At 68.3% G+C, this 25,049-nt stretch carries 22 protein-coding genes; 5 read left to right on the top strand and 17 right to left on the bottom strand.

The genetic code is table 11. The annotated features are described in order from the left end of the window. Positions 1 to 14: 14 nt before the first annotated feature. From ACCC97_RS02275 to ACCC97_RS02290, 4 genes are all read right to left on the bottom strand, one after another. The gene (locus ACCC97_RS02275) at positions 15 to 1,376 is read right to left on the bottom strand and encodes a homoserine dehydrogenase (RefSeq protein WP_413331484.1); all 1,362 of its coding nucleotides are present in this window, start codon (positions 1,374 to 1,376) and stop codon (positions 15 to 17) included. A gap of 270 nt (positions 1,377 to 1,646) precedes the next feature. Continuing rightward, complete coding sequence (locus ACCC97_RS02280) at positions 1,647 to 2,702, bottom strand: amino acid ABC transporter permease (RefSeq protein WP_413331485.1); 1,056 nt, start codon at positions 2,700 to 2,702, stop codon at positions 1,647 to 1,649. Beyond that, positions 2,699 to 3,697, bottom strand: a complete 999-nt coding sequence (locus ACCC97_RS02285) for an amino acid ABC transporter permease (RefSeq protein ID WP_413331486.1) — start codon at positions 3,695 to 3,697, stop codon at positions 2,699 to 2,701. The genes ACCC97_RS02280 and ACCC97_RS02285 overlap by 4 nt, the downstream gene beginning before the upstream one ends. Further along, positions 3,694 to 4,728, bottom strand: coding sequence for an amino acid ABC transporter substrate-binding protein (locus ACCC97_RS02290; protein ID WP_007837828.1), 1,035 nt, complete (start codon positions 4,726 to 4,728; stop codon positions 3,694 to 3,696). The genes ACCC97_RS02285 and ACCC97_RS02290 overlap by 4 nt, the downstream gene beginning before the upstream one ends. Before the next feature lie 173 nt (positions 4,729 to 4,901). On the opposite strand from ACCC97_RS02290, the gene ACCC97_RS02295 reads away from it, so the two are divergent. Then, positions 4,902 to 5,297: a DoxX family protein gene (locus ACCC97_RS02295; RefSeq protein ID WP_007837829.1), complete on the top strand. Its 396-nt coding sequence runs from the start codon at positions 4,902 to 4,904 to the stop codon at positions 5,295 to 5,297. Positions 5,298 to 5,303: 6 nt separating this feature from the next. Here the strand turns inward: ACCC97_RS02295 and def are convergent, their stop codons facing one another. The 5 genes from def to smc all read right to left on the bottom strand — a co-directional run bounded on the left by def (position 5,304) and on the right by smc (position 13,171). Further along, the gene (gene def / locus ACCC97_RS02300; RefSeq protein ID WP_056590568.1) at positions 5,304 to 5,843 is read right to left on the bottom strand and encodes a peptide deformylase; all 540 of its coding nucleotides are present in this window, start codon (positions 5,841 to 5,843) and stop codon (positions 5,304 to 5,306) included. 36 nt (positions 5,844 to 5,879) lie between these two features. Further along, positions 5,880 to 6,308 carry a hypothetical protein gene (locus ACCC97_RS02305; RefSeq protein WP_007837832.1) on the bottom strand — a complete coding sequence of 143 codons (429 nt, stop codon included), beginning with the start codon at positions 6,306 to 6,308 and terminating at the stop codon, positions 5,880 to 5,882. A 116-nt stretch (positions 6,309 to 6,424) separates the two neighbouring features. Beyond that, entirely contained in the window at positions 6,425 to 8,512 is a 2,088-nt protein-coding gene (gene ligA, locus ACCC97_RS02310) for an NAD-dependent DNA ligase LigA (protein WP_413331487.1), read from the bottom strand. Positions 8,513 to 8,537: 25 nt separating this feature from the next. After that, a complete protein-coding gene (locus tag ACCC97_RS02315) occupies positions 8,538 to 9,641 on the bottom strand; it encodes a cell division protein ZipA C-terminal FtsZ-binding domain-containing protein (protein WP_056590574.1) in 1,104 nt (367 codons plus the stop codon). A gap of 14 nt (positions 9,642 to 9,655) precedes the next feature. Then, positions 9,656 to 13,171 carry a chromosome segregation protein SMC gene (smc, locus tag ACCC97_RS02320; protein ID WP_413331488.1) on the bottom strand — a complete coding sequence of 1,172 codons (3,516 nt, stop codon included), beginning with the start codon at positions 13,169 to 13,171 and terminating at the stop codon, positions 9,656 to 9,658. Positions 13,172 to 13,284: 113 nt separating this feature from the next. Here smc and ACCC97_RS02325 point away from each other — a divergent pair, with 113 nt between their 5' ends. From ACCC97_RS02325 to ACCC97_RS02340, 4 genes are all read left to right on the top strand, one after another. Further along, positions 13,285 to 14,055: a hypothetical protein gene (locus ACCC97_RS02325; RefSeq protein ID WP_042674209.1), complete on the top strand. Its 771-nt coding sequence runs from the start codon at positions 13,285 to 13,287 to the stop codon at positions 14,053 to 14,055. 72 nt (positions 14,056 to 14,127) lie between these two features. Continuing rightward, positions 14,128 to 14,442, top strand: coding sequence for a helix-turn-helix domain-containing protein (locus tag ACCC97_RS02330; protein ID WP_007837842.1), 315 nt, complete (start codon positions 14,128 to 14,130; stop codon positions 14,440 to 14,442). Continuing rightward, positions 14,439 to 15,731, top strand: a complete 1,293-nt coding sequence (locus ACCC97_RS02335) for a type II toxin-antitoxin system HipA family toxin (RefSeq protein WP_413331489.1) — start codon at positions 14,439 to 14,441, stop codon at positions 15,729 to 15,731. Before ACCC97_RS02330 ends, ACCC97_RS02335 begins: the two co-directional genes overlap by 4 nt. A 64-nt stretch (positions 15,732 to 15,795) precedes the next feature. Then, positions 15,796 to 16,488: a hypothetical protein gene (locus ACCC97_RS02340; RefSeq protein WP_007837844.1), complete on the top strand. Its 693-nt coding sequence runs from the start codon at positions 15,796 to 15,798 to the stop codon at positions 16,486 to 16,488. 22 nt (positions 16,489 to 16,510) lie between these two features. Here ACCC97_RS02340 and fabG read toward each other — a convergent pair whose 3' ends face one another. The 8 genes from fabG to ACCC97_RS02380 are packed head-to-tail and all read right to left on the bottom strand — an operon-like array spanning position 16,511 to position 25,040. Beyond that, positions 16,511 to 17,242, bottom strand: a complete 732-nt coding sequence (fabG, locus tag ACCC97_RS02345; RefSeq protein WP_130426171.1) for a 3-oxoacyl-ACP reductase FabG — start codon at positions 17,240 to 17,242, stop codon at positions 16,511 to 16,513. After that, the gene (locus ACCC97_RS02350) at positions 17,239 to 17,712 is read right to left on the bottom strand and encodes a hypothetical protein (RefSeq protein ID WP_007837846.1); all 474 of its coding nucleotides are present in this window, start codon (positions 17,710 to 17,712) and stop codon (positions 17,239 to 17,241) included. The genes fabG and ACCC97_RS02350 overlap by 4 nt, the downstream gene beginning before the upstream one ends. Continuing rightward, positions 17,709 to 18,476, bottom strand: a complete 768-nt coding sequence (locus ACCC97_RS02355; protein ID WP_413331491.1) for a class I SAM-dependent methyltransferase — start codon at positions 18,474 to 18,476, stop codon at positions 17,709 to 17,711. Before ACCC97_RS02355 ends, ACCC97_RS02350 begins: the two co-directional genes overlap by 4 nt. After that, on the bottom strand, positions 18,473 to 19,312 hold the full coding sequence (locus tag ACCC97_RS02360; protein ID WP_007837848.1) for a polysaccharide deacetylase family protein: 840 nt from the start codon (positions 19,310 to 19,312) through the stop codon (positions 18,473 to 18,475). The genes ACCC97_RS02355 and ACCC97_RS02360 overlap by 4 nt, the downstream gene beginning before the upstream one ends. After that, the gene (locus tag ACCC97_RS02365; RefSeq protein WP_413331529.1) at positions 19,312 to 21,705 is read right to left on the bottom strand and encodes an MMPL family transporter; all 2,394 of its coding nucleotides are present in this window, start codon (positions 21,703 to 21,705) and stop codon (positions 19,312 to 19,314) included. Before ACCC97_RS02365 ends, ACCC97_RS02360 begins: the two co-directional genes overlap by 1 nt. After that, entirely contained in the window at positions 21,705 to 22,331 is a 627-nt protein-coding gene (locus ACCC97_RS02370) for a LolA-related protein (RefSeq protein ID WP_413331492.1), read from the bottom strand. The genes ACCC97_RS02365 and ACCC97_RS02370 overlap by 1 nt, the downstream gene beginning before the upstream one ends. Continuing rightward, the gene (locus ACCC97_RS02375; RefSeq protein WP_413331493.1) at positions 22,303 to 23,325 is read right to left on the bottom strand and encodes an acyl-CoA synthetase; all 1,023 of its coding nucleotides are present in this window, start codon (positions 23,323 to 23,325) and stop codon (positions 22,303 to 22,305) included. Before ACCC97_RS02375 ends, ACCC97_RS02370 begins: the two co-directional genes overlap by 29 nt. Beyond that, positions 23,325 to 25,040 carry an AMP-binding protein gene (locus tag ACCC97_RS02380; RefSeq protein ID WP_413331494.1) on the bottom strand — a complete coding sequence of 572 codons (1,716 nt, stop codon included), beginning with the start codon at positions 25,038 to 25,040 and terminating at the stop codon, positions 23,325 to 23,327. The genes ACCC97_RS02375 and ACCC97_RS02380 overlap by 1 nt, the downstream gene beginning before the upstream one ends. Between the last annotated feature and the right edge of the window lie 9 nt (positions 25,041 to 25,049).

Below are 25,049 nucleotides of genomic sequence, written 5' to 3' on the forward strand. Positions count from 1 at the left end.
GCGGCGTTCGTGGCTCAACCTTCCAGCAGTTCCACGCACAGCGTCGCCACCACGCCTGCCACCTCGGAACGCGCCTGCAACGCATGCACGGAAAGGTCCAGCGTGCCCTGCGCTACCGGCCCCGTCAGCACCAAGACCTGGGGGCCGATGCCGGGGCGTTCGGCCGCCAGCGCGACCTGGCGCACCGGCACCTTCTGCTCTGCGAGGCAGGCCGTGACCGCCTGGATCTGGCTGACCGCGCGCACCGGCACCCGCAGGTAGTGCGAGGTGTGCACGGCGGCACGCGGCAACACCGCCAACGCGTTCGTCGCGTGCTCATGCACGCCGAGGTGCGGCACGTGCTGCGCGGCATTCACGCCGTCGAGCCGCGCCACGTCCACGAGATCGGCGATCACCGCCGAGGCCGTCTGCTCCGAGCCGGCGCCCGCACCGTAGTACATCGTCAGGCCCGCCGCATCGCTCTTGACCATGACGGCGTTCATCGAACCGTTCACCTGTGCCATCAGATGCGTGGCAGGCACGAGTGCGGGCTGCACGCGCAGTTCGACGCCCGACGCCTGCCGGCGTGCCACGCCCAGCAGCTTGATGCGGTAACCCAGTTGCTCGGCGCAGGCCACGTCCAGCTCTTGCAGGGCAGTGATGCCCTCCACTTGCACATCGGCGAAGCGCAGCGGCATGCCGAAGGCGTTGGCGGCCAGCAAAGACAGCTTGTGCGCGGCGTCGATGCCTTCGATGTCGAAGCTCGGGTCGGCCTCCGCATAGCCCAGCGCCTGGGCCTGCGCGAGCGCGGCGGCGAAGTCGAGGCCTTCATCGCGCATCTTGCTCAGGATGAAGTTGGAGGTGCCGTTGATGATGCCGGCCACCCACTCGATGCGGTTGGCCGCCAGGCCTTCGCGCAGCGCCTTGACGATAGGAATGCTCACGGCCACCGCCCCCTCGTAGGCCACGGCCACGCCCTGTTTTCGCGCGGCGGCGAAGATCTCGGCGCCGTGCACCGCGAGCAATGCCTTGTTGGCCGTGACCACGTGCTTGCCATGCGCAATGGCGGCCAGCACCCAGTCGCGCGCGGGACCGGTGCCGCCGGCCACCTCCACGACCACGTCGACGTCGGGATGCGCGGCGACCTGCATCGGGTCGGCCGTGAGCGCAACGCCCTCTCCCACGATGCCGGCGGCGCGCGCCAGGTTGCGCGCGGCAACGATCACGAGTTCGATAGCCCGGCCGGCCCGCGCCGCGATGTCCGCCTGGTTGCGCACGAGCACGCGGAAGGTGCCCGAGCCCACGGTTCCGATACCGATCATCCCCACGCGCAGGGTACGGTTCAGCGCAGGGCGGCTGTGCAGGGACTCGAGGGATTCAACGGGATCGCGGTACATGGACATCTCCAGACGAAAAACAAAACCCAGCTGCCAGAGCTGGGTTCATTCGTTCGGGGAGAGAGCGATACACCAGGTGGCTGCCGGAACGGCCACCTGCGCGTGCTCAGGTGGCCGCGGTGGTAATGGTGGTAATCATTCGAGCAACGACCATCGCCTGCGCGGAGGCAGGCGGCATCATGCGAGCCATCAGGGCTGCGTGGGATGCGGGGTGGAAATCGTGGCTCGACATGAAGGCCCGGAGTGTACAGGAGCCCGGCCGTGCCCCGCTCAGCGCACGGCCGACAGCCGCTTTTCGAGCCACACGCTGTAGCGCGAGAGCCCGAAGCACAGCACCCAGTACACAGCCGCGATGAAGAGATAGCCCTCGAGATAGAACGGCCGCCACGTCGGATCACCGCCCAGCGCCAGGCCCAGCGCGCCGGTCAGCTCGAACAGGCCGACCACGGTGACGAGCGAGGTGTCTTTCAGCGTACCGACCACGCTGTTGGTCAGCGCCGGCACCACGAGGCGCAGCGCCTGCGGCAGCACGATGTCGCGCTGCACCGGCCAGCGGCCGAAGCCCAGCGCCATCGCCACCTCTGTCTGGCCACGCGGCACGGCCTGCAGGCCGCCGCGGATGATCTCGGCCAGGTACGCCGCCACGAACAGCGTGAGCCCCGCGAGCACCCGCACCAGCACGTCGGGCTGCCATCCGGCCGGCCACAGCAGCGGCAACAGGAACGAGGCCATGAACAGCACCGAGATCAGCGGCACGCCGCGCACCAGTTCGATGTAGCTCGCACTCAGCGTGCGCACCACGGGCCAGCCCGAGCGGCGGCCAAGCGCCAGCAACAAGGCCAGCGGAAAGGCCAGCGCCAGCCCCACCACCGCGAGCCCGATGGTCAGCGGCAGGCCGCCCCAGCGGCTCGTCGGTACATGGCTCAGTCCCAGGACGCCACCACGCATCAGCAGCACGAACAGCAGCAGCGCACCGATCCACAGCGGCACGAGCCAGCAGCGCCAGCTCCGCGGCCAGGCGCTGAACACGGTGACGGCGGACAGCACGACGACCGCGATGGCCGGGCGCCATTGCTCTTCATACGGAAAGCGTCCGAACAGCATCGGCCGCCACTTCTCGGCCACCACACCCCAGCAGGCGCCATGCTGCACGGCCCGGCAGGCCTCGGCGTCGGGCCGGAACACCGCATGCACGATGCCCCACTCGACGGCGTGGAAGCCGCCCCACGCGAGCAGCGCAAGCAGCAGCACCGTCGCCAGTGCCCGCATCGGCGAACCCCAGAGTTCGCTGCGCCACGCAATGGGTTCCTGCGTGGCGCTCCTCATGGCCAGCCTCGCAATGCAACGCGCACGTTGTAGCGGTTCATGCCGAACGAAATCAGCAGTGACAACAGCAGATAGACCGCCATGATGATCGCGATGCACTCGAAGGCCCGGCCATTCGAACCGATGGTGGTGTTGGCCACCGACACCAGCTCCGGATAGCCCACGGCCACAGCAAGCGACGAGTTCTTGGTGAGGCTCAGCAGCTGGTTGGTGAGCGAAGGCACGATCACCCGCAGCGCCTGCGGCAGGATCACGATGCGGAGCTGCTGCACCGGCGACAGGCCCAGCGCCTGCCCCGCGAGCACTTGCCCCTGCGAGACCGACAGGATGCCCGCGCGCACGATCTCCGCCACGAACGCGGCCGAATAAAAGGTCAGGCCCGCCACGATGGTCACGTACTCGGGGCTCAGCGCAGCGCCGCCACTCACACCGAAATCGCCACGCTCGGGAAACTCGAAATGCGTGGGCCACCAGCCGCCCTCGCCTGCCACGGGCCATGGCACGCTGAGCCCCCCTTTGCTGAGCCACACGCCGGGCAGCAACCGAACAGGCTCCGTCGGATCGGGCAGCAGGTTGGCCATCGCGAAGGCCAGCATCAGCAGCTGCACCAGCAGCGGCACGTTGCGCAGCAACTCGACGTATGCGGTGCAGATGCCGCGCAGCAGCACGTGCGGCGCCAGCCGGCCGATGCCGATGAGCGTACCGAGCACGACCGAGAAGATGGCCGCCGGCACCGCCGCGCGCACCGTGTTGATCAGCCCCGCGAGAAACGCGCGCCAGAACGGCTGGTCCGCGTCGAAGTCCAGCCAGCCTTCGCTGATCGAGAAGCCCGCGGGCTCGGTGAGAAAGTCGAAGCCGGAGCGCACGCCGCGTGCACGCAGCACCTCGAGTGCATGGTGAACCACCCAGACCGCGCCGGCCACGACGGCCAGCACCAGCAGCGCCTGGACGGCCCATGCCAGCCAGACCCCGCGGCGCGAGGCCCTGGCGCTCATCGAACCGGGGGTGCGTAGATCAGGCCGCCCTTGTTCCAGAGGTTGTTGGAGCCGCGCGGCAGCTTGAGCACCGACTTCGGCCCGACATTGCGCTCGAACATCTCGCCGTAGTTGCCCACGGCCTTGATTGCGCGGAACGACCAGTCCTTGTCGAGGCCCAGCAGTTTGCCGAGGTCTTCACCGGTGCCGACCAGGCGCTGCTGCGCCGGATCCTTGCTGCTGGCCTTGAGTTCGTCGGCATTGGCCTGCGTGACGCCGAACTCCTCGGCCTCGATGAGCGCATTGGGCACCCACTTGGCGATGGCGAACCATTCGTCGTCGCCACGGCGCACCAGCGGCGCGAGCGGCTCCTTGGAGATCAGCTCGGGCAGGATGACATAGTCGTCGGGGTTCGGCGCTTCCTTGTTGCGCAGGCCGGCCAGCGCCGAGGCGTCGGTCGTGAAGGCCTGGCAGCGGCCCGAGAAGAAAGCCTTGAACGAAGCCTCGAAGCTTTCGAAGACGACGGTCTTTACCGGGATGTTCTGCGCGCGGAAGTAGTCCGACACGTTCTTCTCGTTGGTGGTGCCCGACTGCGTGCAGATGGTGGCGTTCTTGAGTTGCTTGGCGCTCGTTACCTTGAGCTTCTTCGGCACCAGGAAGCCCTGGCCGTCATAGTAGGTGATGGTGGTGAAGTTGAAGCCCAGCGAAGCGTCGCGCGTGAGCGTCCAGGTCGTGTTGCGCGCGAGGATGTCGATCTCGCCGGCCTGCAGGGCCGAGAAGCGCTGCTGCGAATTGAGCGGCACGAAGTCGACCTTCTTGCCGTCGCCGAGCACGGCGGCCGCGATGGCGCGGCAGGTGTCGACGTCGAGGCCCGACCAGTTGCCCTGGGTGTCCGGTGCGGAGAAGCCCGCCACGCCGTTGGTCACGCCGCACTTGACGGTGCCGCGCTGCTTGACCGCGTCGAGTGTCTTGCCGGCGAAGGCCGGCGCGGCAGCGGCGAGTGCGATGACGGAGGCGGCGGCAAGCAATGCCGGGCGGAAGCGATTGTTCATTGGTGTTCTCCTCAACAGTAGGCAAAAGGCAGTGTACGGGCCGACACGAGACTCTGCCAAAGAACCACGGGTTTGATGCATATGCGCGTAGCCCGACGCAAATCCGGTGCCCGAAGACGCTGCAGGTTCACTACCATACGGCCCTCGAATCACTTCAACTGGAATCCACACAAATGGTCAAATCCGACGACACCGGCAAGTTCATCCTGCGCGTCGCGCTTGGCGTCCTGATCCTGCTGCACGGCATCGCCAAGCTCCAGGGCGGCGTCGGCTTCATTTCCGGCATGCTGGCCCAGCACGGGCTGCCGGGCGCGCTGGCTTATCTGGTCTATATCGGGGAAGTGGTGGCGCCCGTGCTGCTGATCATCGGCCTCTACACGCGGCCGGCGGCATGGATCGTCGCGATCAACATGCTCGTGGCTTTCACGCTGGTCCACGCGAAGGACCTGACCTCGCTCGGCAAGCAAGGCGGCTGGGCGCTGGAAACGCAGGGCATGTTCCTGTTCGCGGCGCTCGCCCTCGCCTTCATGGGCGGCGGCCGCTTCGCGCTCAGCAGCAAATACAACTGAGCGGGCTCAATCGTCATCGGCCGCATCGAGGCCCGGAAACAGGACCTCGGTGTAGCCGAAGCGCGAGAAATCGCGCACCCGCATCGGGTACAGCTTGCCCAGCAGATGATCGACTTCATGCTGCACCACGCGCGCATGAAAGCCGGTGGCGACCCGGTCGATCGGGTCGCCGTAGGGGTCGAACCCGGTATAGCGGATGTTGGCGAATCGCGGCACCACGCCGCGCAGGCCCGGCACCGACAGGCATCCTTCCCACCCCTCTTCCTCCTCGTCGTCCAGCGGCGTGATGACGGGATTGAGCAGCACGGTACGCGGCACCGGTGGCGCATCGGGATAGCGGGGATTCACGACATCGGTGCCGAAGATCACCAGCTGCTGGTCCACGCCGATCTGCGGTGCGGCGAGGCCAGCACCGTTGACTGCATGCATGGTTTCGAACATGTCGCGCACCAGCAGGTGCAGTTCGTCGGTGTCGAAGGCGGCGACCGGCTGCGCAATGCGCAGCAGCCGGGGGTCGCCCATTTTCAGGATTTCGCGGATGGCCATGGCGGGATTATCGCGACAGGCCCGCAGCCGCCGCGATCAGGGAGGGGTCTGGGTCTTGGAGTCCGGCGAAGTCCACAGGCGCGCATTGCCGCGCGGCGGCGTCGGGATGGAGCCCGGTCCTCCACCGGCAATGGGCGGGCGCGGTGCGACGCCCGGGTGGCCACCGCCCCAGTTGCCTGACGGTCGTCCGACCACGCCGGGACTCGGATAGACAGGGCGCACGGCCGGATAGCCCGGACGGCCGTAGTACGGACGGTCGTAGTAGTACGGACGCCGCTGCTCGTAGTAGCCGCCACCCTGGATGTAGACCGGCGCGGGCGAAACGACCACGGGCGCGGGCTCGCTGTAGTAAGGCCCCGACGAGTAGCCACCATAGTAGGGATCGGCGGGCACGCCCACGCAGCCGCTCAGCAACGCAACGCCGCCGAGCGCGGCGCAAGCACCAAGAACACGAATTTTTTGCATGAGGGACTCCTTGTGGCCTTCGATTAGTTTTCAACGCCAGGTTGTAGACCCTGTTGACTGCGCTCAGATGAAGTCGCGTAACGGCCGGTAAAGGGCCTGTCCGGCACCTCTGCGGCTTACTCCGTCGGAACACCGTTGGCGAGTATCTCCAGCATACGCGCCTCATCGATGATCTCGACGCCGTTTTCACGCGCCTTGTCGAGCTTGCTCCCGGCCTCTTCGCCGGCCACGAGGTAATGGGTCTTCTTGCTGACCGAGCCGGAAACCTTGGCTCCGGCTGCCTCCAATTTATCCTTCGCTTCGTCGCGGCTCAGCGTAGGAAGCGTGCCGGTGATGACGAAGGTCAGACCCGCCAAAGGCTTCGGCGCCCTGGCGGCGGGCTCGCCCTCCTCCCAGCTCAGTCCGCAGGCGCGCAATTGCTCGACCACTTCGCGGTTGTGCGGCTGATCGAAGAAGGTGCGCAGGCTTTGCGCCACCACCGGACCCACGTCGTTCACTTCGAGCAGTTGCTCCTCGCTCGCGTCCATGATCGCGTCGAGCTTGCCGAAGTGCTTGGCCAGGTCCTTCGCGGTGGTTTCGCCCACGTGGCGGATGCCAAGGCCGAACAGGAAGCGCGGCAGCGTGGTCTTCTTCGAGGCCTCGAGCGCGTCGACGAGGTTCTTCGCCGACTTCTCGGCCATGCGATCCAGCCCGGCCAGCGTGGTGAAACCCAGCTTGTAGAGATCAGGCAAGGTGCGGATCAGGTTGGCATCGACCAGTTGCTCGACCAGCTTGTCGCCCAGTCCGTCGACATCCACCGCGCGCCGCGCCGCGAAGTGCAGGATGGCTTCCTTGCGCTGCGCCGCGCAGAACAGGCCGCCGCTGCAGCGGTAATCGACCTCGCCCTCCTCGCGCACGGCTTCCGAATCGCACACGGGGCACTTGTGCGGCATGGTGAAGACTGCGCCGCGCTGATCGTCGGGCCTGGCCAGGCTGTCCGGTGCCACGCCGACCACTTCGGGAATCACGTCGCCGGCACGGCGCACGATCACCGTGTCGCCCACGCGCACATCCTTGCGGCGCGCCTCGTCTTCGTTGTGCAGCGTGGCATTCGTCACCGTCACGCCGCCGACGAACACCGGCGCGAGCTTGGCGACCGGTGTGAGCTTGCCGGTGCGGCCGACCTGGATCTCGATGCCGACCACCTCGGTCAGTTGCTCCTGTGCCGGGTACTTGTGGGCCACGGCCCAGCGCGGCTCGCGCGAGACAAAGCCCAGTTGCCGCTGCAGTTCGATGCTGTCGACCTTGTAGACGACGCCGTCGATGTCATAGGGCAAGGCGTCGCGCTGGCGGCCGATGTTCTCGTGGAAAGCTATGAGTTCAATCGCACCTGTCGCGCGCGCCGTCTGCCTGGCCACAGGAAAGCCCCAGGCATCGAACTGCTGCAGCCAGTCGAATTGCGTCGGGCAGTCGGGTCCGCCCTCGGCCGCTGGTGTCACCTCGCCCAGCCCGTAGGCAAAGAAGCTCAGGGGCCGCGCCGCGGCAATCGCCGGGTCGAGTTGGCGCACCGCGCCGGCGGCGGCATTGCGCGGGTTGACGAACACCTTCTCGTTCTTTTGCCCATCCGCGATCCTCTGGCGCTGGCGCTCGTTGAGCGCGTCGAAATCGGCGCGCTTCATGTAGACCTCGCCGCGCACCTCGACCACGGGCGGCGCCGTACCGTTGAGGCGCAGCGGAATCTCGCGCACGGTGCGGATGTTCTGCGTGACGTCTTCGCCCACCTCGCCGTCGCCGCGCGTGGCGGCCTGCACCAGCACACCGTTCTCGTAGCGCAGGTTCATGGCAAGGCCGTCGAACTTCAGCTCGCAGACGTAGGCGACCTGCGGTCCGTCCTCGGGCAGACCCAGTTCCTTGCGCACGCGCGCGTCGAAGGCGCTCGCGCCGCCGGGCGTGATGTCGGTCTCGGTGCGGATCGACAGCATCGGCACCCTGTGGCGCACTTTGACGAAACCGTCGAGCACCTTGCCGCCCACTCGCTGTGTCGGCGAATCGGGCGTGCGCAGGTCGGGAAACTCGGTTTCGATAGCCTGAAGGCGCTGGAAGAGCCTGTCGTACTCGGCGTCCGGCAGTTCGGGCGTGTCGAGCACGTAGTAGAGATGGGCGTGGCGGTGGAGCTGTTCGCTCAGTGCGGCGGCTTCGCGTGCCGCTTCGTCGCGCGTCGTCATGGGTGTCTCCCGGAGGTCGGAGTTGTTAGCTGAAGAGGCGCCGTGCCAGCGGCGAGCCCGCAGCGAGGTCGCGCGCATCGAGCGTGTCGTAGAGCTGCTCGAGGTCGGCGCCGATCACGTCCATGGTTTCGTCGCGCAGCAGCTGGCCGTCGCTGTCGGTGACCACGCCGTCCATCTCGCGCGCCAGCGTGGCGGCAGCTTCGCGCATGCGGCGGAACGGCTCTTCGCCACGGTCGACCTGCGGCACATCGAGGCTCAGGCTGAGTTCGCGGATGGCCGACTGGGCCGGGTCGTCGGCCAGCGCCGCCTGCGTGTCGAAGGCCAGCCCGAGGATCGGCGGCAGGCCGGCTTCGCTGGTCGGCAGCACCATGCGCCCCGGGATGATGCCGGCCACGAAGCCGAGCCGCGCCGCGTTCTGCTGCACATAGCCCGGACTCCAGGCCGCATGCAACGCGCGCAGGACAAAACCCAGCTGCGCATCGTGCGCGCTGGCGAACTGGTCGAGCTCGCGCGCGCGCGCCACTTCGTCGAGCATCTCGGGAAACTCGGGCGCGCCGTTGACGGCGTCGGCAAAGGCCTGGGCCTTGACCACGAATTCGGAGTACTCGATCTCGTTGAGCGCACCCGTGCGGTTGGCCAGCTGCACGCCGACCTGGAAAGCGCTGTAGCGCTGGCCGGCCACGGGCGGCTCCCACTGGCCAGTGTGTTCGTTCAGGCCTTCGATGGCCACCGGCTTGCTGCCCGCGCGCCGTGTCGGCGGCATGGCGGCGATGGCGGCATCGCCCGAGGCGAGGCCGTCGAGCGAGATCGGTGCGATCACGTCGATCAGCGGGTCGAGCCCGCCGCGGCGTTCGCCGGTCGCCACGGGCACGCCGCTGGGCGCCGGCAGGTCGGGATCGAACAGGGGCTCGTGGCGGTCTGCCCCCTGTATCTGGTGCGGATCGGCATGCAGCATCGGCTCCATGCCGCCGCCGCTCTCCGCCAAAGCGCGCTCGGCTTCATCGAGCGCAATGTCGATCGCGTCGGGCTGGCGCGGCGCATTGCGGCGCGACATCAGCGTGTTGTAGGCAACGACGGCCGCGAGAACGAGGCCGCCGAGGATGGTCAGGGCGAGAGTGAGGCTGCTCATGGGTGCCGCTCGGCTTACGCGGCTTCGACCATCGAGACCGCCGACTCCATGTCGACCGCAACGATGCGCGACACGCCCTGCTCCTGCATCGTCACGCCGATCAGCTGCTCGGCCATTTCCATGGCGATCTTGTTGTGGCTGATGAAGAGGAACTGGGTTTCGCGGCTCATGGCTGTCACGAGTTTGGCATAGCGCTCGGTGTTCGCGTCGTCCAGCGGCGCGTCCACTTCGTCGAGCAGGCAGAAAGGGGCCGGGTTGAGCTGGAAGATGGCGAACACGAGCGCAATGGCCGTGAGCGCCTTCTCGCCGCCCGACAGCAGGTGGATGGTCTGGTTCTTCTTGCCCGGGGGCTGCGCCATCACCTGCACACCGGAGTCGAGGATTTCGTCGCCCGTCATCATCAGCTTGGCGTTGCCGCCGCCGAACAGCTCGGGGAACATGCGGCTGAAGTGCTCGTTGACGACCTTGAAGGTGCCGCCCAGCAGGTCGCGCGTTTCGGCGTCGATCTTGCGGATGGCGTCTTCGAGCGTGCCGATGGCCTCGTTCAGGTCGGCCGACTGCGCGTCGAGGAAGGTCTTGCGTTCGCTCGCGATGGCGAGTTCGTCGAGCGCCGCCAGGTTCACCGCGCCGAGCGCGACCACTTCGCGGTTGAGGCGGTCGATTTCGCCTTGCAGGCCCGTGAGCTTGACCTTTTCGGTTTCGATCGACTGCTCGATGGCTTCGAGGTCGGCGCCGGCATCGTCGAGCAGCTGCTGGTACTGCTCGACACCCAAGCGCGCGGCCTGTTCCTTCAACTGGAACTCGGTGATGCGCTGGCGCAGCGGATCGAGCTCGCGTTCGAGCTGCAGGCGGCGCTCGTCGCTCGCGCGCAGCTTGAGCGTGAGGTCGTCGTACTGGCTGCGCGCCGAGCCCAGCGCGGCTTCGCGTTCGAGCTTGAGCGACAGGGCATCCTGCAGGCCGGCCTGCGCAGCGGCATCGGACAGCCGGGCCAGTTCGGCCCGGGCGCGCTCGTCTTCGTCAGTCAGCGCCACGATCTGCTGCGCCGCGGTTTCGATGGAGCGGTTGAGCTCCCCGCGGCGGGCTTCGAGCGTGCGCTGCGAGAAGGTCGCTTCCTGCGCCTGGCGCTCGAGGCTGCGGTGCTGCTCGCGGCTCGCGCTCAGCGCGCGGCCGGCTTCGATCACGCGCTCGTCGAGCTGCGCGTGGCGCTCCTGGCTGTCGGCCAGCTGCATGTCGAGCTCTTCGAACCGGCCTTCGGCTGCGATGCGCCTCTCCTGCAGTTCTTCGAGCTGCGCATCGACTTCGCCGAGGTCGGCGGCCAGCTGCTGGCTGCGCGCGCGGGTCTGCTCGGCGAGCTGCGTCATGCGCAGGGTCTCGACCTGCAGTTCGTGCGCGCGCGACTGGGTCTCGGCGGCTTCGCGACGTGCGGTCACGAGGCGCTGTGCGGCATCGGCGTAGGCAGCTTCGGCGCGAACCAAGGCAGTACGCGCTTCTTCGTTGATGAGTGTCTGGGCGCGCAGCTGGCGCTCCAGGTTTTCCATTTCCTGCTGGCGGGCCAGCAGGCCGGCCTGTTCGGAGTCGGGCGCGTAGAAGTTGACGCTGTGCGAGGACACGGCGTGGCCGCTCTGCACGTAGATGACTTCGCCAGGCTGCAGCGCAGCACGCTGGGCCAGCGCTTCCTCGAAGCTCGCGGCGGTGTAGCAGCCATGCAGCCAGCCGTTCAGCAGGGCTTGCTGGCCGGCATCGTTCAGGCGAAGCAGGCTGGACAGGCGCGGCAGCGCGGCCGTGCCTTCGGGCGCTCCGGCGGTGGGCGGGCTGTAGAAGGCAAGCTTGGCGGGCGGCGCGTCGTTGCCGAAGGCGCGCACCATCTCCAGGCGGCTGACTTCGAGCGCACCCAGGCGTTCGCGCAGCGCGGCTTCGAGCGCGTTTTCCCATCCCTGCTCGACGTGGATTCGGCTCCACAGGCCTTGCAGGCCGTCGAGGCCGTGCTTGGCGAGCCAGGGCGCCAGCTTGCCGTCGGTCTTGACCTTTTCCTGCAGCGCACGCAGCGCTTCGAGGCGGGCCGAGAACTCGGCATGGCGGGCGCCTTCGGTGTTGACGGCCTGCTGCTTCGCGCGGCGGTCGTCGTCGAGTTGCGGCACGGCTTCCTGCAGCTCATGCAGGCGGGCGTCGGCTTCGCTCGCGGCCTCCTGCGCCATCGCGTGCTGCTCCTGCATTTCGAGCAGGCGGGCTTCGTCAGGTGCGGCCAGCGCGTTCTGGTCGGCGCGCAGGCGCTCGCTGCGCTGCGTGAGCTGGCGGCTCTGCTCTTCGATGTTGCGCTGGTCGGCAGCCAGCACCTGGATCTGCTGCTGTACCTGCGACACGGTCGTGCGCTGGGTGTTGGCCTCGTCCTGGGCGCGCTGCACGGCTTCCTCGAGCTCGGGCATGCGCGCGTCGTGCTCTTCGAGCTGGGCGGCCAGCAAAATGGCCTGCTCCTCGGCGTCCACGCCGGCGCCGGCCAGCGTTTCGATCTCGGCCTCGGCCTCTTCGCGGCGGCGGCCCCACTGGCCCATCTGCTCGCGCAGTTGCACCAGGCGCTGCTCCACGCGCTGGCGGCCTTCGACCACGAAGCGGATCTCGCCCTCGAGCCGGCCGACTTCGGCGCTCGCCTCGTAGAGCTTGCCCTGCGCCTGGTTGACCTGGTCGCCGGCGCCGTAGTGGGCCTGGCGCACCGTTTCGAGTTCGGCCTCGATGTGGCGCAGGTCGGCCATGCGCGATTCGAGGTCGTTGATCGCCTTTTCGGAGTCGAACTTGATCCTGGCCTGGTCGGCGTTGCTTTCGCTGCGCTTCAAGAACCACAGCTGGTGCTGCTTCTTCGTGGCGTCGCCTTGCAGCATGTTGTAGCGCGCAGCCACCTCGGCCTGCTTCTCGAGCTTTTCGAGGTTGGCGTTGAGCTCGCGAAGAATGTCCTCGACCCGCGTGAGGTTCTCGCGCGTATCGCCCAGGCGGTTTTCGGTTTCGCGGCGGCGTTCCTTGTACTTGGACACGCCTGCGGCTTCTTCGAGGAACAGGCGCAGCTCTTCGGGCTTCGATTCGATGATCCGGCTGATCGTGCCCTGGCCGATGATGGCGTAGGCACGCGGCCCGAGGCCGGTGCCCAGGAACACGTCCTGCACATCGCGGCGGCGCACCGGCTGGTTGTTGATGTAGTAGCTGCTGGTGCCGTCGCGCGTGAGCACGCGGCGCACGGCGATTTCGCCGAACTGGTTCCATTGGCCGCCGGCGCGGTGGTCAGCGTTGTCGAACACCAGCTCCACGCTCGAACGGCTGGCCTGCTTGCGGGTGGTCGTGCCGTTGAAGATCACATCCTGCATCGACTCGCCGCGCAACTCCGACGCACGCGACTCGCCGAGCACCCAGCGCACCGCGTCCATGATGTTCGACTTGCCGCAACCGTTCGGCCCGACGACGCCCACCAGTTGGCCCGGCAGCAGGAAGTTGGTGGGTTCGGCGAACGACTTGAAGCCCGAAAGCTTGATGGAATTAAGACGCACGACTTGTCGGCCTGCTTGGCTCTAGCGCCAAGGTATTGATTTGTAAGGAAAATTGCACGGGCCTGCAGCTTGCAGCAGGCCGCCGCCCCAGCCGTGGATGATAACGTCAGGGCATGAGCGATTCCCTGGTTTCTCCCCTCGCCATGCGACGTACCTGCCTCCTTGGAGGCATCTTGGCGGGCACGGCTGTTCTGCTTGGCCTTGCAGGCTGCTCGTCGACGCGCGACACCCAGCGCGCCGAGCCCTACAGCAGCCACGAATGGATGCAGTCCGGCGCCAACCGCATCGCCAACCTGTCGCTGCGCGACAACCTGCAGTCGGTGCGTCGCGTGCAAAGCACACTCTACAAGCGCAACCCGCGCGAATGGCGCAAGTCGGCAGTCAGCATGGACGAGGCCGCCCAGCGCGCCTGGGACGCCGTGCTCAAGGGCCCGCCCCTGCCCGAATTGAAGGGCGCCACCGGCATCGATGCGATCCGCCTGGCCTTCGATACCGGGCCGCAGGGCTACCAGGGCGACCGCGTCGCGGCGCTGGTGTACGGCTGGGCCACCATGCTCAAGCAGGCCAACGGCGACACCTGGGACCAGACCATGATCGACGGCATCAATGCCGAGAACAGCTTCAGGGCCGCGCGCAACTTCGAGATATCGCTCTGGCTCATTTCCTCCAAGACCGGCCCCGATGGCCAGCCACTGCTGCTGGCCACCGAAATCAGCGACCGCGGCCGCAACCTCGTGGCCGACCGCGAACTGTCGAAGGTCGTGGCGCGGCTCGACCTGCTGGCTGCGCAGGCCGACGAGAAATACCGCCGGGCGGCGCTCGACTTCGGCCAGAACTGGGTGATGGGCGTGGTCATGCCCTTCTTCACGCTGATACCCAAGTGAAAGCGGCGGAAGAAGCGGCGAAGGTTTTAGGAAAAATATTTCCTAAAACTTCATTTGCGGTAATATATTTCCGTGAATAAACAGGAACTCATCATCGCCCTGGCCGCTCGCCGCGATGCCGCCGGCATCTCGAATGCTGAAATCGCTCTGCGCTCGGGACTCACCGAGCGCTCCGTGCGCAACGCCCTGAGCCTGCAGGGCAACCCGCAGCTGTCGTCCCTGCTGGCGCTGGTAGATGCGCTGGGTCTCGAACTGCAGCTTGCGCCCAAGGGCTTTGGCGAAACCACGGCCACCGATCCCGGCTATCGCCCCGTGGCCACGCGCGTAGGCCATGCAGTGGCGCAGGCGCCCGGCGCGCCCCTCAACAAGCGCCGTTCGCCGCCATGAACGTCAAGATCCTCGAGATTTCGCTCGGCACACGCCGCTTCGGCAAGCTGTTCCAGTACGCCGACCTGTGCCGCTTCGTCGCGGAGCCCGAGCTGGTCGCCAATCCGCCAGCCGAGGTGCTGTCGCTCTCGATGGTGGCGAGCGACCCCGCGGCCCAGTCGGCACTCTGGAGCGACGTCAAGAACCCGCTGTTCAACGCCCAGGGGGGCCAGCTGCCGGGCTTTTTCCAGAACCTGCTGCCCGAAGGCGTGCTGCGCAGCCATATCGCGCAGCTGCGCGGCTGCCGCGAGAACGATCATTTCGAACTGCTCGCTGCCTGCGGCGGCGACCTGCCCGGCGCAGTGAGTGCCCGGCCCGTGTCGGTGGACCGCGGCACGCTGCAGCGCCTCATCACGCAGGACCAGGATGCGCTGGAGATGTCGGTAGTCGAACTGCCGATGCCGCAAGGCATATCGGTCTCGGGCGTACAGCCCAAGCTGGGCCTGCGCCGCCAGGGCGGGCGGTACGTGGCCCGCACGCGGGCCGGCGCAAGCACCCGGGTGATCGCCAAGCTGCCGGTCGCCGGCCGGCCGCACATGCCGCAGCTCGAGATGCTGTCGCTGCAGATGGCCGGCGCGGCGGGCGTCGAGGTTTGCCATGCGGAACTCGCCCCGCTCTCGGCCATTGCCGCGGAGCACAGCTATGCGCTGCCCGACGAGCCCGAATTCCTGGCGGTCACGCGCTTCGACCGCGACGGCGCACGCCGCATCCATTTCGAAGACTTCGCGCAGGTGCTGGCGATCGACCCGATGCGCAAGTACGGCGGCAGCTACCTCGACATGGCGCTCGCGATGCGCGCGTTTCCGTCGCTGGGCGACGAAGCGGTGCTCGAGCTCCTGCGGCGCCTTGCAGTGAACGACCTGCTCGGCAACCCCGACGCGCATCTCAAGAACTTCGGCGTGCTGTACCCAGACGGCGTTGCACCGCGATTCGCGCCGGCCTACGACATCGTCGCGTACGCCGCACTGCAGGGTGTCGACGGCCACGCGCTGCCGCTGTTGCCTGAGCCGGCGGTCCCGGCCCGGCGCACCGCCCTGTTCACGCCCGCCAACGTACGCGCCTTCTGCTTCTCGACGGGACTGCACGAGCCGCTGGTGCGCCGTGTCGTCGCCGACACCGCGCGGCTGGCCCGCGACAAATGGCCTGCAATGATCGACGCCTCGGCGCTGCCGGCGCCGTGGAAGAAGCGGCTGCAGCAGCGCTTGCAGGCACATCCCTTGCTGCAAGCCATGGCAAAACGCGGCCGGTAGAAAAACTGGCCCCTAGAATGAATCCGCCCTCCACCCCTCAACCCATTCGAGGCAGCAGCAACTCATGAGCTCCATCAATTTCATCGGCGGCGAAAAAGGCGGTGTCGGCAAATCTGTCACGGCGCGCGTGCTGGCGCAGTATTTCATCGACCACAGCCGCCCTTTCACGGGCTTCGACACCGACCGCTCGCACAGCTCGTTCACCCGCTTCTACGAAGGCTTCGCCTCGCAGGTGGTGGTCGACAGCTTCGAAGGGCTCGACACGGTCGTCAACGGCTTCGAGACCAACCCGCAGCAGAGCGTGATCGTCGACCTTGCCGCGCAAACGCTGGCACCGCTGTCGCGCTGGATCAAGGAGTCGGACCTGTTCGACGTGTTCGCCGACATCGGTGTCACCGTCAACTTCTGGCACGTGCTGGACGACGGCAAGGACTCGACCGACCTGCTCGGCGCACTCATCGACACCTTCGGCAACCGGCCCAACTACATCGTGGTGCAGAACTACGGCCGCGGCAGCGACTTCGGGATGCTGCTCGCCTCGCAATCGCTCTCGAAGGCGACGGCGAACGGCGCACGCGTGATCACCCTGCCCCGCCTGCACGACGCGAGCATGCGCAAGATCGATGCGCAGAACACGAGCTTCTGGAAGGCCGTGAACGACCGCGAAGGCCCGCATGCGCTGGGGTTGCTGGAACGGCAGCGCGTGAAGTCTTGGCTGGCTACGGCCTACGCGGCGTTCGACACCTTGCCGCTGTAAAAGAAATCCCGGCGGCAGATCTTCAGATCATCCCGCCGTTGATCGAGATCACCTGGCCCGTGATGTAGGCCGCCTCGTCACTCGCCAGGAAGGCGGCCAGCGCAGCCACTTCCTGGGGCGTCCCAGCGCGCTTCACCGGCACCATCTGGTTGATGACCGCGGGATCGAACACCGCATCCGCCATCGGCGATGCAATGATTCCGGGTGCAATCGCGTTCACCGTCACGCCGCGCGATGCCACTTCGAGCGACAGCGCCTTGGTCGCGCTGTTCAGCGCGCCCTTGGCCGCGGCGTAGTTGACCTGCCCCCGGTTGCCCGCAATCGCGGCCACGGAAGAGATATTCAGGATGCGCCCCCACCGCGTGCGCATCATGGGCAGAAGCAGCGGCTGCGTGACGCGGAAGAAACCGTTAAGCGATACGTCGATCACCTTGTGCCACTGCTCGGCACGCATGCCCGGCAGCACGGCGTCGTCGTGCACGCCCGCGTTGTTGACGAGGATCTGGACCGGCCCGCCTTCCAGGATGCGCGCGCACGCCGCCGCCGAGGCTTCGTCGCTGCACAGGTCGAACACGTGGCACTCCGCCTTGCCGCCCGCCGCCGTGATCGATGCGGCCAGTTGCTCGACCGCCTCGGGTCGCGAATTGGCGTGCAGCAGGACCGTGGCGCCGTCCCGCGCAAGGCGTTCGGCCATGGCGGCGCCAAGTGCGCCGCTGGCGCCGGTGATCAGCGCGCGCTTTCCTTCGAGACTCATGGCGATGTCATGCTTTCTGCAGCAAGCGGTGTGTTCAGGACCACCACGGCGCGGCCTTCGGCCAGCATGCGGCCATCGTCCGCCTTCACCGTGAATTCGTAGAGGATCTGGCGGTCGTCGCCCGACAGGCGCCGGGCTCCCACCTGCAACGCGCCGGGCACGTCGTCGAGGCGCGCCACCGCCAGCTTCACGTTGCGCGCGCTCGCCAGGAAACCCGCCGACGGCGTGCTGCCCTCGGCAGCCAGCAGGCCGCCATGCAGCGCCATGGCCTGCGCCGCGTATTCGATGGCGTTGGGCGCGAGCAGTCCGCTCTCGGTGCGCAGCGGGTTGTCGGCCTGTGCGTGCGTGGTGGTGCTGCAGCGAATGGCCTCGGCGTCCCAGCTCTCCAGCCGCTCCAGCAGGCACATGCTGCCGCTGTGCGGAATGCGCTGCGCAATGCCGGCACGGTCGAGCGTCTGCGGCACCGTCATGCGGCCCCTTCCAGGTCGGCCACCAGCAGCACGTTGGCGAAGGGCGTGCCCACGCTCATCGGGATGCTTTGCACGCGAAAGCCCAGGCGCCGCAGCAGCGCCGTCCAGTCGGCCAGCGGCCGGCCCCAGGTCGGCGAGACCTTGTGGCCGCGGATGCGCGTGACGGTGCGATCGACCCACTGGCTGATCGCGAAGCCGCGGCGGCTCGACGCGTCGCCCACGCGCAGCAGCAGCCGCGCCTGCGGGTTGGCGCCACGGCGCAGCGCGTCGCGCACGCGCAGCAGTACGCCTTCCTGCGCTTCAAGGTTCACGTAGTGCAGCACGTCGAGGATCACGACAAGGTCGCAGTCCGGCAAGGCGGCCGAGCACATATCGGCGCAGACCAGCTTCGGCGCAGGCTGCAGATGGCCGATGGAGGCCTCGGCGCGCGCCACGTCCTTCGGCATCAGCTCGATGCCGGTGTAGTCTGCGCCGTGCGTGGTGGCGTGCCATGACGACGGCCAGCGGCCCTGCTTCTGCATCGTGCTCATCGACGCCAGCAGGCTTGCGAACAGGCCCTGGCCGCAGCCGATGTCGACCACGCGGCTGTGCTGCGCGCCGACCAGCCGATGTTCGAGCAAGCCGCGAAACACCGGATCGCGACCCAGCTTGCCGCGTGCGAAGTGCCAGGCGAAGCTGCCGCCCTTCTGGTAGGGAACGGTCGCGGCCTCGTGCAGCTCGCGCCAGGCGTTGTCGGTCGACGACGAGGGCATCACCGCGCTCATGCTTTCAGCCCTTCGGGCAAGGTAACAGCGCGCAATCCATCGGCGCGCAGACGTTCGAGCAACAAGGGCAATACCTCCAGCAAAACGGGTTGTCCTTTGGCGGTGCGCGCGGCATTGCCGTCGTGCAGCAACAGGATGTCGCGCGCCTGCAGGTTGTGGCTCAGGCGCGCCATCACCTTGGCGGCGTCGCCTTCGCGCGTGTCGAAGCCGCGCCGCGTCCAGCTCACGAGCGAGAGGCCGAGGCGGTGCAGCACGGGCTCGAGGAAGGGGTTGCGCAGGCCGGCCGGCGCGCGGAAACAGGTCGGGCGCTGGCCGACGGTGTCGGCGAGGATGTCCTGCGCCCGCGCAATTTCGGCTGCAAAGCCGCGCGGCCCGAGAAAAGAGAAGTTGTGCCGGTGCTGCGCCGTGTGGTTCTGGATGCTGTGGCCGCGCGCGACGATCTCGCGCGCCAGTTCGGGATGCGCCAGCACCCGCTCGGCGATGCAGAAGAACGTGGCGCGCTGGCCGTGCACATCGAGCAGGTCAAGCACTTGCGGTGTCACCTCGGGCTCCGGCCCGTCGTCGATGGTGATCGCCACTTCGCGGCGCGCGGCAGCTGCTTCGGGCAGCCGCGTGACGTTGGGGCCGAGCAGGCTGCTGCGCGGCGTGAGGCCGGCGCCGGTGATCAACGCATGGTTCAGCACGATCGCGCCGATGGCCCACGGCAACGCGCCCGGCACCAGCACGCCCGCGCCGATGGCCGCGACGTGCCATGCCGCGCTGGCGCGAATGGCCGGCGGCCAGGGCCAGGATTCTTTGGACGCAGGAACGGAAGACATGGGGGCCGATTTTCCCATCAGGGGCGCGCCGCTTTCGCGGGCGCCACACTCCGCGCAAACGCCGCCGACAGCAGCAGCGCCAGCAGCGCGCCCGGCGCAACCACGCGACCGATGGACGACAACGCCGGGATGTCCGAAATCGCGATCAGACCGAACGACACCACCGTCGTCAGGTTGGCCAGCATCAGCGACGCCAGCGTGTCTTCGTCGGCCCGCCCGGTCGTGCGCAGCTGGTCGAAGAACAGCGCGTAGTTCGACCCCACCGCCACGATCAGCAGCAGCCCCACCAGATGCAGGATGCCGAGTGCCGCCTGCAGCAAGGCCATGCCGCCGAGCGTGAGCACCACCGCGAACAGCAGCGGCTGGCACACGGCAAGCAGCCGGCGCCACGAACGCAGGTAGATGCCGAGCAGCACCACCACCGCCAGCGCGCCGAGCAGCACCTGCACGAAGGCCTCGTGCAGGTAGCGCTGGTACAGGCCCGCGAGTTCGCGGCCGACGTCGACCACCTGCACTTCGGGCAGGCCGGCCAAGGCTGCTTCGAGGCGGCCCTGGTCGAACTTGGCCCCGGGGTGCAGCACGACCAGCGTGCCCCATCCGCCGCCCGGACGCTGATACATGAGCGTGTTCAGGATCGAACCGAGCGGCCCACCGGCCAGTTCGGCGCGCTCCACCGGCGGCAGCTTGCGTGCCGCCTCGATGTCGGCCAGGAACGGCCCCAGGCGCGAAGCCGGCAGCGGCATCCCCTTGGTCGCCTCGGCCAGATTGGCGCGCAGCGTTTCGGCGTTCGGCAGGCTCGCGATGCGCGCCGTCTGCACCGCCACGCTCGGCAGCACGCGCGTCACGGTTTCGTAGCCGACGAGTTCGCCCTGCTCCACCAGCGCATCGAGCCGCGCCGCGGCCGCCTCGGTGTTGCGCAGGGCGGCCTGTTCGTCGTCGCCGTAGGCAACCACCAGCACGCCGCCATCGCTCGCGCCGATGTCGTTGCGCAGCATCTCGTCGAGCTGCTGGGCCGCCTTGGGCACCGGACTCATCGCGCCCAGGTCGGCGCGCCACAGGTGACCGCCCTGCCACAGCACCAGCGCCAGCGCGGCCACGCCCAGCGCCGCCAGCGGCCAGCGCAGGCGCGGCAGGCCGCGCACCAGCGCGCCGGCCATTTGCGCCATGTACCTGCGCATGCCCATGCCGGTGGCGCCATCGGGCGCCAGCACCGGCAGCACGTAGCGCGTGGCCAGCGCGGCCGCGACGAGGCCGGCGATGGAGAAGACGCCCAGCTGCGCCAGTCCCGGAAAGCCCGAGAACACCAGCGCCGCAAAGCCGCACACCGAGGTCAGCAGGCCGAGCCGCACGGTCGGCCAGTTCAGGTCGCGCCAGCGCTGCCAGCCGGTGCCGGCCACGGCCGCGCCCCGCGCCTGAATGAGGTAGTAGATGGCGTAGTCGACCGTCTCGCCGATCAGCGTGCTGCCGAAGCCCAGCGTGAGGCCGTGCACCGAACCGAACACGAGGCTCACGCTCGCCGTGCCGATCACCACGCCCGTGGCCACGGGCAGGAAGGCGATGACCAGCGCACGCGGCGAGGCGAACGCCAGCAACAGCAGCCCCCCCATGACGATGCCGCCCACCACCGCGAGATGGATCGCTTCGGTCTTGATCTTGTCGCGGCTCATCACCGAGAACACCGGCGGCCCGCTCAGCAGCAGCTTGGGTGCCGTTGCGCCCATGCCGCGCGTCGCGGCCTCGTAGGCGGTGTGCACGCGTGCGATGGCCACGGCCTGCGCGTCGAGGTCGCTGCCGGCGGCGCGCGTGGTGGCGATCATCAGCGCGCGCGGCGCGGCGCGCGACATCCACACGCCGTCTTCGCTGCGCGGCGCGCTGGCGGGCACCAGCTCCATCGCAATGCGCTGTGTCTCGCCGGTCGGGTCGCGGTCGAGAAACGGCTTGATCACGTTGCCGGCCGGCGTGCCAAGCATCGACAGGGTTTCGTTGATGGCGTCGCGCAGACCCTCGGCGGTGAACTGCCCGGGCACTACGCCTGGCGACAGCTGGTAGCGGTGCTGCAGCACCCAGGCTCCCGCCTCGCTCCAGTCGCCGACGTCGCCGTTCTGGACCAGATCGAACAGCTTGCTCTCGCGCATGTCTTTGGCGACAGCACGCGACACGGCGGCACGCTGCTCGGTGCTGCCGCCCTCGATGCCCAGCATCAGCGTGCGCGAGGCGACGCCGCTTTGCAGCTGCTCGATCAGCACGCGCTGGCGCACGTCCGGGCTCTTGGGAAGGAAGGCGGAGAGATCCGCGCCGATCTGCGTGCGCGCAATGACGGCGGCACCGCACAGCAGCACCAGCAGCCACGCCAGCAGCACGACCGCTCTGCGCCGCCAGCCCGGCGGACCGCCTGCCTGCTGTTGCGGCATCACGGCGTGGTGCGTCCGGGCGCGCTGGATGGAGCCGCGTTGCCCGGTGTGATGTTCATGACCGAGCGGTCACCGCCGACGAACTCCATCTCGAGCCCCTGCACGTCGCTCGCGCGGCCGCTGATGCGCATGCTGCGCACCTGCGCGGCCAATCGGCTGTCCATCGGGACGAGGTCGAGCGTCCACTTGGCAGCCGAGCCCGACACGGTGCTGCGGAAATAGCGCTGCAGCGTGGCGCCGTCGCCGGTGAGGGTGCCGCGCATGGCCTCGACCAGGCCGAGCAGCTCGGGCATGCTGTCCAGCGCCAGCGTGCGGGTGCGGCCGCCGCGCGAAAGCGTCAGCGTGTTGCCCTCGACAGCCATGGTCTCGATGCGCGGCGACAGCGTGCGGCGCACCAGCTTGTCGGGTGCGTCGAAGCTCAGCGTGCCGCTGGCGTCGAGCGGGCCTTCGAGGCCGTGCACGAAGCGTTGTTCGGTGAAGCGGGCCTCCCCGCTCTTCTGCTTGGCCAGCAGCGTCATCAGCTCGGGCAGGTCGAACGCCGCCCAGGCCGGCACGGCGCAGAAGGCCAGCGCGAGCACGCATGCCCTGCAAAGCCAGTCAAGCCGCATCTTCGAGCCAGAAATCATGGAAATTGAACCAGTTGTAGGGATACGTGCGGCACAGCGCTTCCAGGCGTGCCACATAGGCTTCGACGGCCGCGCGGATGCGCATTTCGCGCTCCGCGGGGCTGCAGACCGCCTCGCCGAAGTCGGCCAGCGGGTCGAACCGGACATCGTAGCGGGCACCACCGCCGTAGAGCCCGGCCATGAAGAACACCTTGCGGCGCAGCAGAGCCGCCAGCCGGAAGGGTCCGTCGTTGAAAACCGCCGGCTGCCCGAGGAATGGCAGCACGATGTTGTTGCCGCGCTGGTGCGCGGGCTGGTCTTCGCTGCCCGGCAGCGTACGGTCGGCCAGCATGCCGCCCAGGCCGCCGCCGTCGAGCCAGTCGCGCAGTTCGAGCATCGAATGCGGCCGGCCCAGCGCGATGACGTGCGGCCGCAGTTCAGGCACCGCAATGGCGTTGAGGATGGCCGTGATGCGCTGCGCGTTGTCCGGGTACATCAGCATCGCCAGGCGCAGGTTGCGCTGGTGCGTCTGCTGCTTGCAGGCGCCCAGCGCCTCGAAGCTGCCGACGTGGGCGCCGAGCAGGAAGGCGCCCCGCCCTTGTGCGATCTCCGACTCGATCGACACGTTGCCCTCGATGCTGACCTTGAACAGGTCCATGCGCCCGCGCAGGAAGTAGACGCGGTCGAGCAATGTCGACGCGAAGGCGTACAGCAGGCGGAAACCGTCGACCCAACCCGCCTGCGGGCCGATGGCCCTGAACAGATAGCGCTTGATGTGCCGGCGCTGCGCCGGTGCGAACAGCAGGAAGTAGAGCGCGATGGGCGGCAGCAGCAGGCGCGTGACGTGGCGCCCGCACACCAGCGCCATCCCGACGATGAAACGCAGCGCAAGCATGTTGCTGCGCTCTGGCGCATGCGCCCAGCCCCCACTTTCACCGCGCTCGCCATTCGGGGCCGCCTCCCCTGCCCGGGCAGCCTCTTTCAAGGCGCGCGCTTCAACGTCGGCGTGTTTCATCACGCGGACTCTTGCACGGCCGTCCAGCGGCCGGTGACGGCCACCACGCCGTCGCAGCGAACGTCGAAACGTACGCCGCGGCCGGGTCCGGCCTCCGGGTGCAATTCGATCGACAGCGCGGCGCCCGGTCGCACCGGCGACAGGAACTTCGCCGCGGCGAGCGTGGGATGTGCGCCCAGCCGCGCCACCAGGGCCGGCACGCGCCGGATCGACTCCATGACCTCGGCCAGCACCAGCGCGCCAGGCAGCAGGGGCTGGCCGGGAAAATGGCCGGCGAATACGGGGTGATCCGCCGGCACCATGTGCGCCATCTGCACTGGTGTGTCATCTTCGGCGAGTTGCGCCAGCGCGAATTCGCGCAGCGCACGCACTGTGAGCTTGCCCGTGCCTTCGCGTGGGAACGCCTTGACCTGCACCACCCTGCGCGGCACGAACACGGGTTCGAGCCGCTGCCGCAGGGCCGCGATGATGTCGCCCGCCGAGAGCTCGGGCGCGACCACGAAGGCCACCGGCCGCACGACCCCGTCGGCCACCTCATCGGGCAGCCAGAAGGCGCCGTCGTCCACGCCGGGGATGCTGTTGAGATGAAAGTTCAGGTGCGCCAGCGAGCTGCGCCGGCCCGCCACGTGGATCAGGTCATTGGCGCGGCCGAACAGGCGGAAGCGGCGTTCGTCCAGCAGTTCGAGCACGTCGGCCATCGGCGTGGGCTCGGGCATGAAGTCGCCGCTGAAGATGAAGCGCTCGGGGCCGCCGTCGGCCGCGGGCTCGGCGTGCACGCGAATCTCGCCGAAGGTCTCCCAGATTTCACTGTCGGTGGTGCGGCGCGTGGCAACCTGGCCCGACTCGGTGCTGCCGTAGATTTCGAGCAGCACGCCACCCATGGCCTGCTCGGCCTGCTGCGCAAGCTGCGGCGACAGCGGCGCGGTGGCCGACAAAATAAGGTCGACCGGCGGCAGCTCGATCCCCGAGAGCAGCAATGTCTTGAGATGGAACGGCGTGGTGACCAGCGCGCGGGGCCGCGGCACCGAGGCCAGAGTTTTCGCGACATCAGCCGGAAAGAACGGCCGGCCGCTTTCGAATGCTGCGCCGCCGAGCATTGCGAGCAGCACCGACGATTCGAGCCCGTAGCTGTGCTGCACTGGCACGGTCGCGACCAGCGTGAGGCCTTCGAGCGAGGGACGCTCCAGCACCCGGCACAGGCGCTTGACGGCCACCGCCACGTCGCCCACCAGCGTGCGCCAGGTCTTGGCGTGCGGTTGCGGCACGCCGGTCGAGCCCGAGGTGAGCAGGCTGGCTGCGTGCATGGCCGCGTCGATCGCGGGCACCGCGCCATCGGCATCGGCACCGCCGCCAGGACTCGCGCGGTTTTCGAACAGCACGCGCTGCATGCCCGGGGCCTGCAGCTTCGGGTCATCGGTGAGCGCAAAAAGATGCGGGCCGCCGGATTCGAGCAGGCGCGCGAGCGTGTCGGGCCGCGCGTCGGGCGGCAGCAGGCTGGCATGGCCGCGCACCAGCGCCGCGCCCAGGCTCACGGCGAAGGCGTATCGGTCAGCACAGAGATTGACGGCCGGCCCCTCGCCCGGAAGCCCAGGTGCGAAGCGGGCCACGTCGGCCAGGAACTGCCGCGCGCTCACGGGGACACCGGCGCGCCAGGCCAGGGGGGCGTCGGGGTCTCGGTTCGCGAGCAGTGGCAGGAAGCGAAGGTCTGTCGTCACGCTGGCAGC

This window comes from Variovorax sp. Varisp85 (assembly GCF_047304045.1).
In the GTDB taxonomy this organism is placed as follows: domain Bacteria; phylum Pseudomonadota; class Gammaproteobacteria; order Burkholderiales; family Burkholderiaceae_C; genus Variovorax.

Bases quoted from the DNA above. Each gene is read 5' to 3' on its own strand.
- ligA (WP_413331487.1), bottom strand. From the start codon at position 8,512: ATGACGACGCGCGACGAAGCGGCACGCGAAGCCGCCGCACTGAGCGAA.
- ACCC97_RS02285 (WP_413331486.1), bottom strand. From the start codon at position 3,697: ATGAGCGCCAGGGCCTCGCGCCGCGGGGTCTGGCTGGCATGGGCCGTC.
- ACCC97_RS02275 (WP_413331484.1), bottom strand. From the start codon at position 1,376: ATGTACCGCGATCCCGTTGAATCCCTCGAGTCCCTGCACAGCCGCCCT.
- ACCC97_RS02315 (WP_056590574.1), bottom strand. From the start codon at position 9,641: ATGAGCAGCCTCACTCTCGCCCTGACCATCCTCGGCGGCCTCGTTCTC.
- ACCC97_RS02280 (WP_413331485.1), bottom strand. From the start codon at position 2,702: ATGAGGAGCGCCACGCAGGAACCCATTGCGTGGCGCAGCGAACTCTGG.
- fabG (WP_130426171.1), bottom strand. From the start codon at position 17,242: ATGAGTCTCGAAGGAAAGCGCGCGCTGATCACCGGCGCCAGCGGCGCA.
- ACCC97_RS02365 (WP_413331529.1), bottom strand. From the start codon at position 21,705: ATGCCGCAACAGCAGGCAGGCGGTCCGCCGGGCTGGCGGCGCAGAGCG.
- def (WP_056590568.1), bottom strand. From the start codon at position 5,843: ATGGCCATCCGCGAAATCCTGAAAATGGGCGACCCCCGGCTGCTGCGC.
- ACCC97_RS02350 (WP_007837846.1), bottom strand. From the start codon at position 17,712: ATGACGGTGCCGCAGACGCTCGACCGTGCCGGCATTGCGCAGCGCATT.
- ACCC97_RS02325 (WP_042674209.1), top strand. From the start codon at position 13,285: ATGAGCGATTCCCTGGTTTCTCCCCTCGCCATGCGACGTACCTGCCTC.
- ACCC97_RS02305 (WP_007837832.1), bottom strand. From the start codon at position 6,308: ATGCAAAAAATTCGTGTTCTTGGTGCTTGCGCCGCGCTCGGCGGCGTT.
- ACCC97_RS02290 (WP_007837828.1), bottom strand. From the start codon at position 4,728: ATGAACAATCGCTTCCGCCCGGCATTGCTTGCCGCCGCCTCCGTCATC.
- ACCC97_RS02355 (WP_413331491.1), bottom strand. From the start codon at position 18,476: ATGAGCGCGGTGATGCCCTCGTCGTCGACCGACAACGCCTGGCGCGAG.
- ACCC97_RS02335 (WP_413331489.1), top strand. From the start codon at position 14,439: ATGAACGTCAAGATCCTCGAGATTTCGCTCGGCACACGCCGCTTCGGC.
- ACCC97_RS02360 (WP_007837848.1), bottom strand. From the start codon at position 19,312: ATGGGAAAATCGGCCCCCATGTCTTCCGTTCCTGCGTCCAAAGAATCC.
- ACCC97_RS02370 (WP_413331492.1), bottom strand. From the start codon at position 22,331: ATGATTTCTGGCTCGAAGATGCGGCTTGACTGGCTTTGCAGGGCATGC.
- ACCC97_RS02375 (WP_413331493.1), bottom strand. From the start codon at position 23,325: ATGAAACACGCCGACGTTGAAGCGCGCGCCTTGAAAGAGGCTGCCCGG.
- ACCC97_RS02340 (WP_007837844.1), top strand. From the start codon at position 15,796: ATGAGCTCCATCAATTTCATCGGCGGCGAAAAAGGCGGTGTCGGCAAA.
- ACCC97_RS02295 (WP_007837829.1), top strand. From the start codon at position 4,902: ATGGTCAAATCCGACGACACCGGCAAGTTCATCCTGCGCGTCGCGCTT.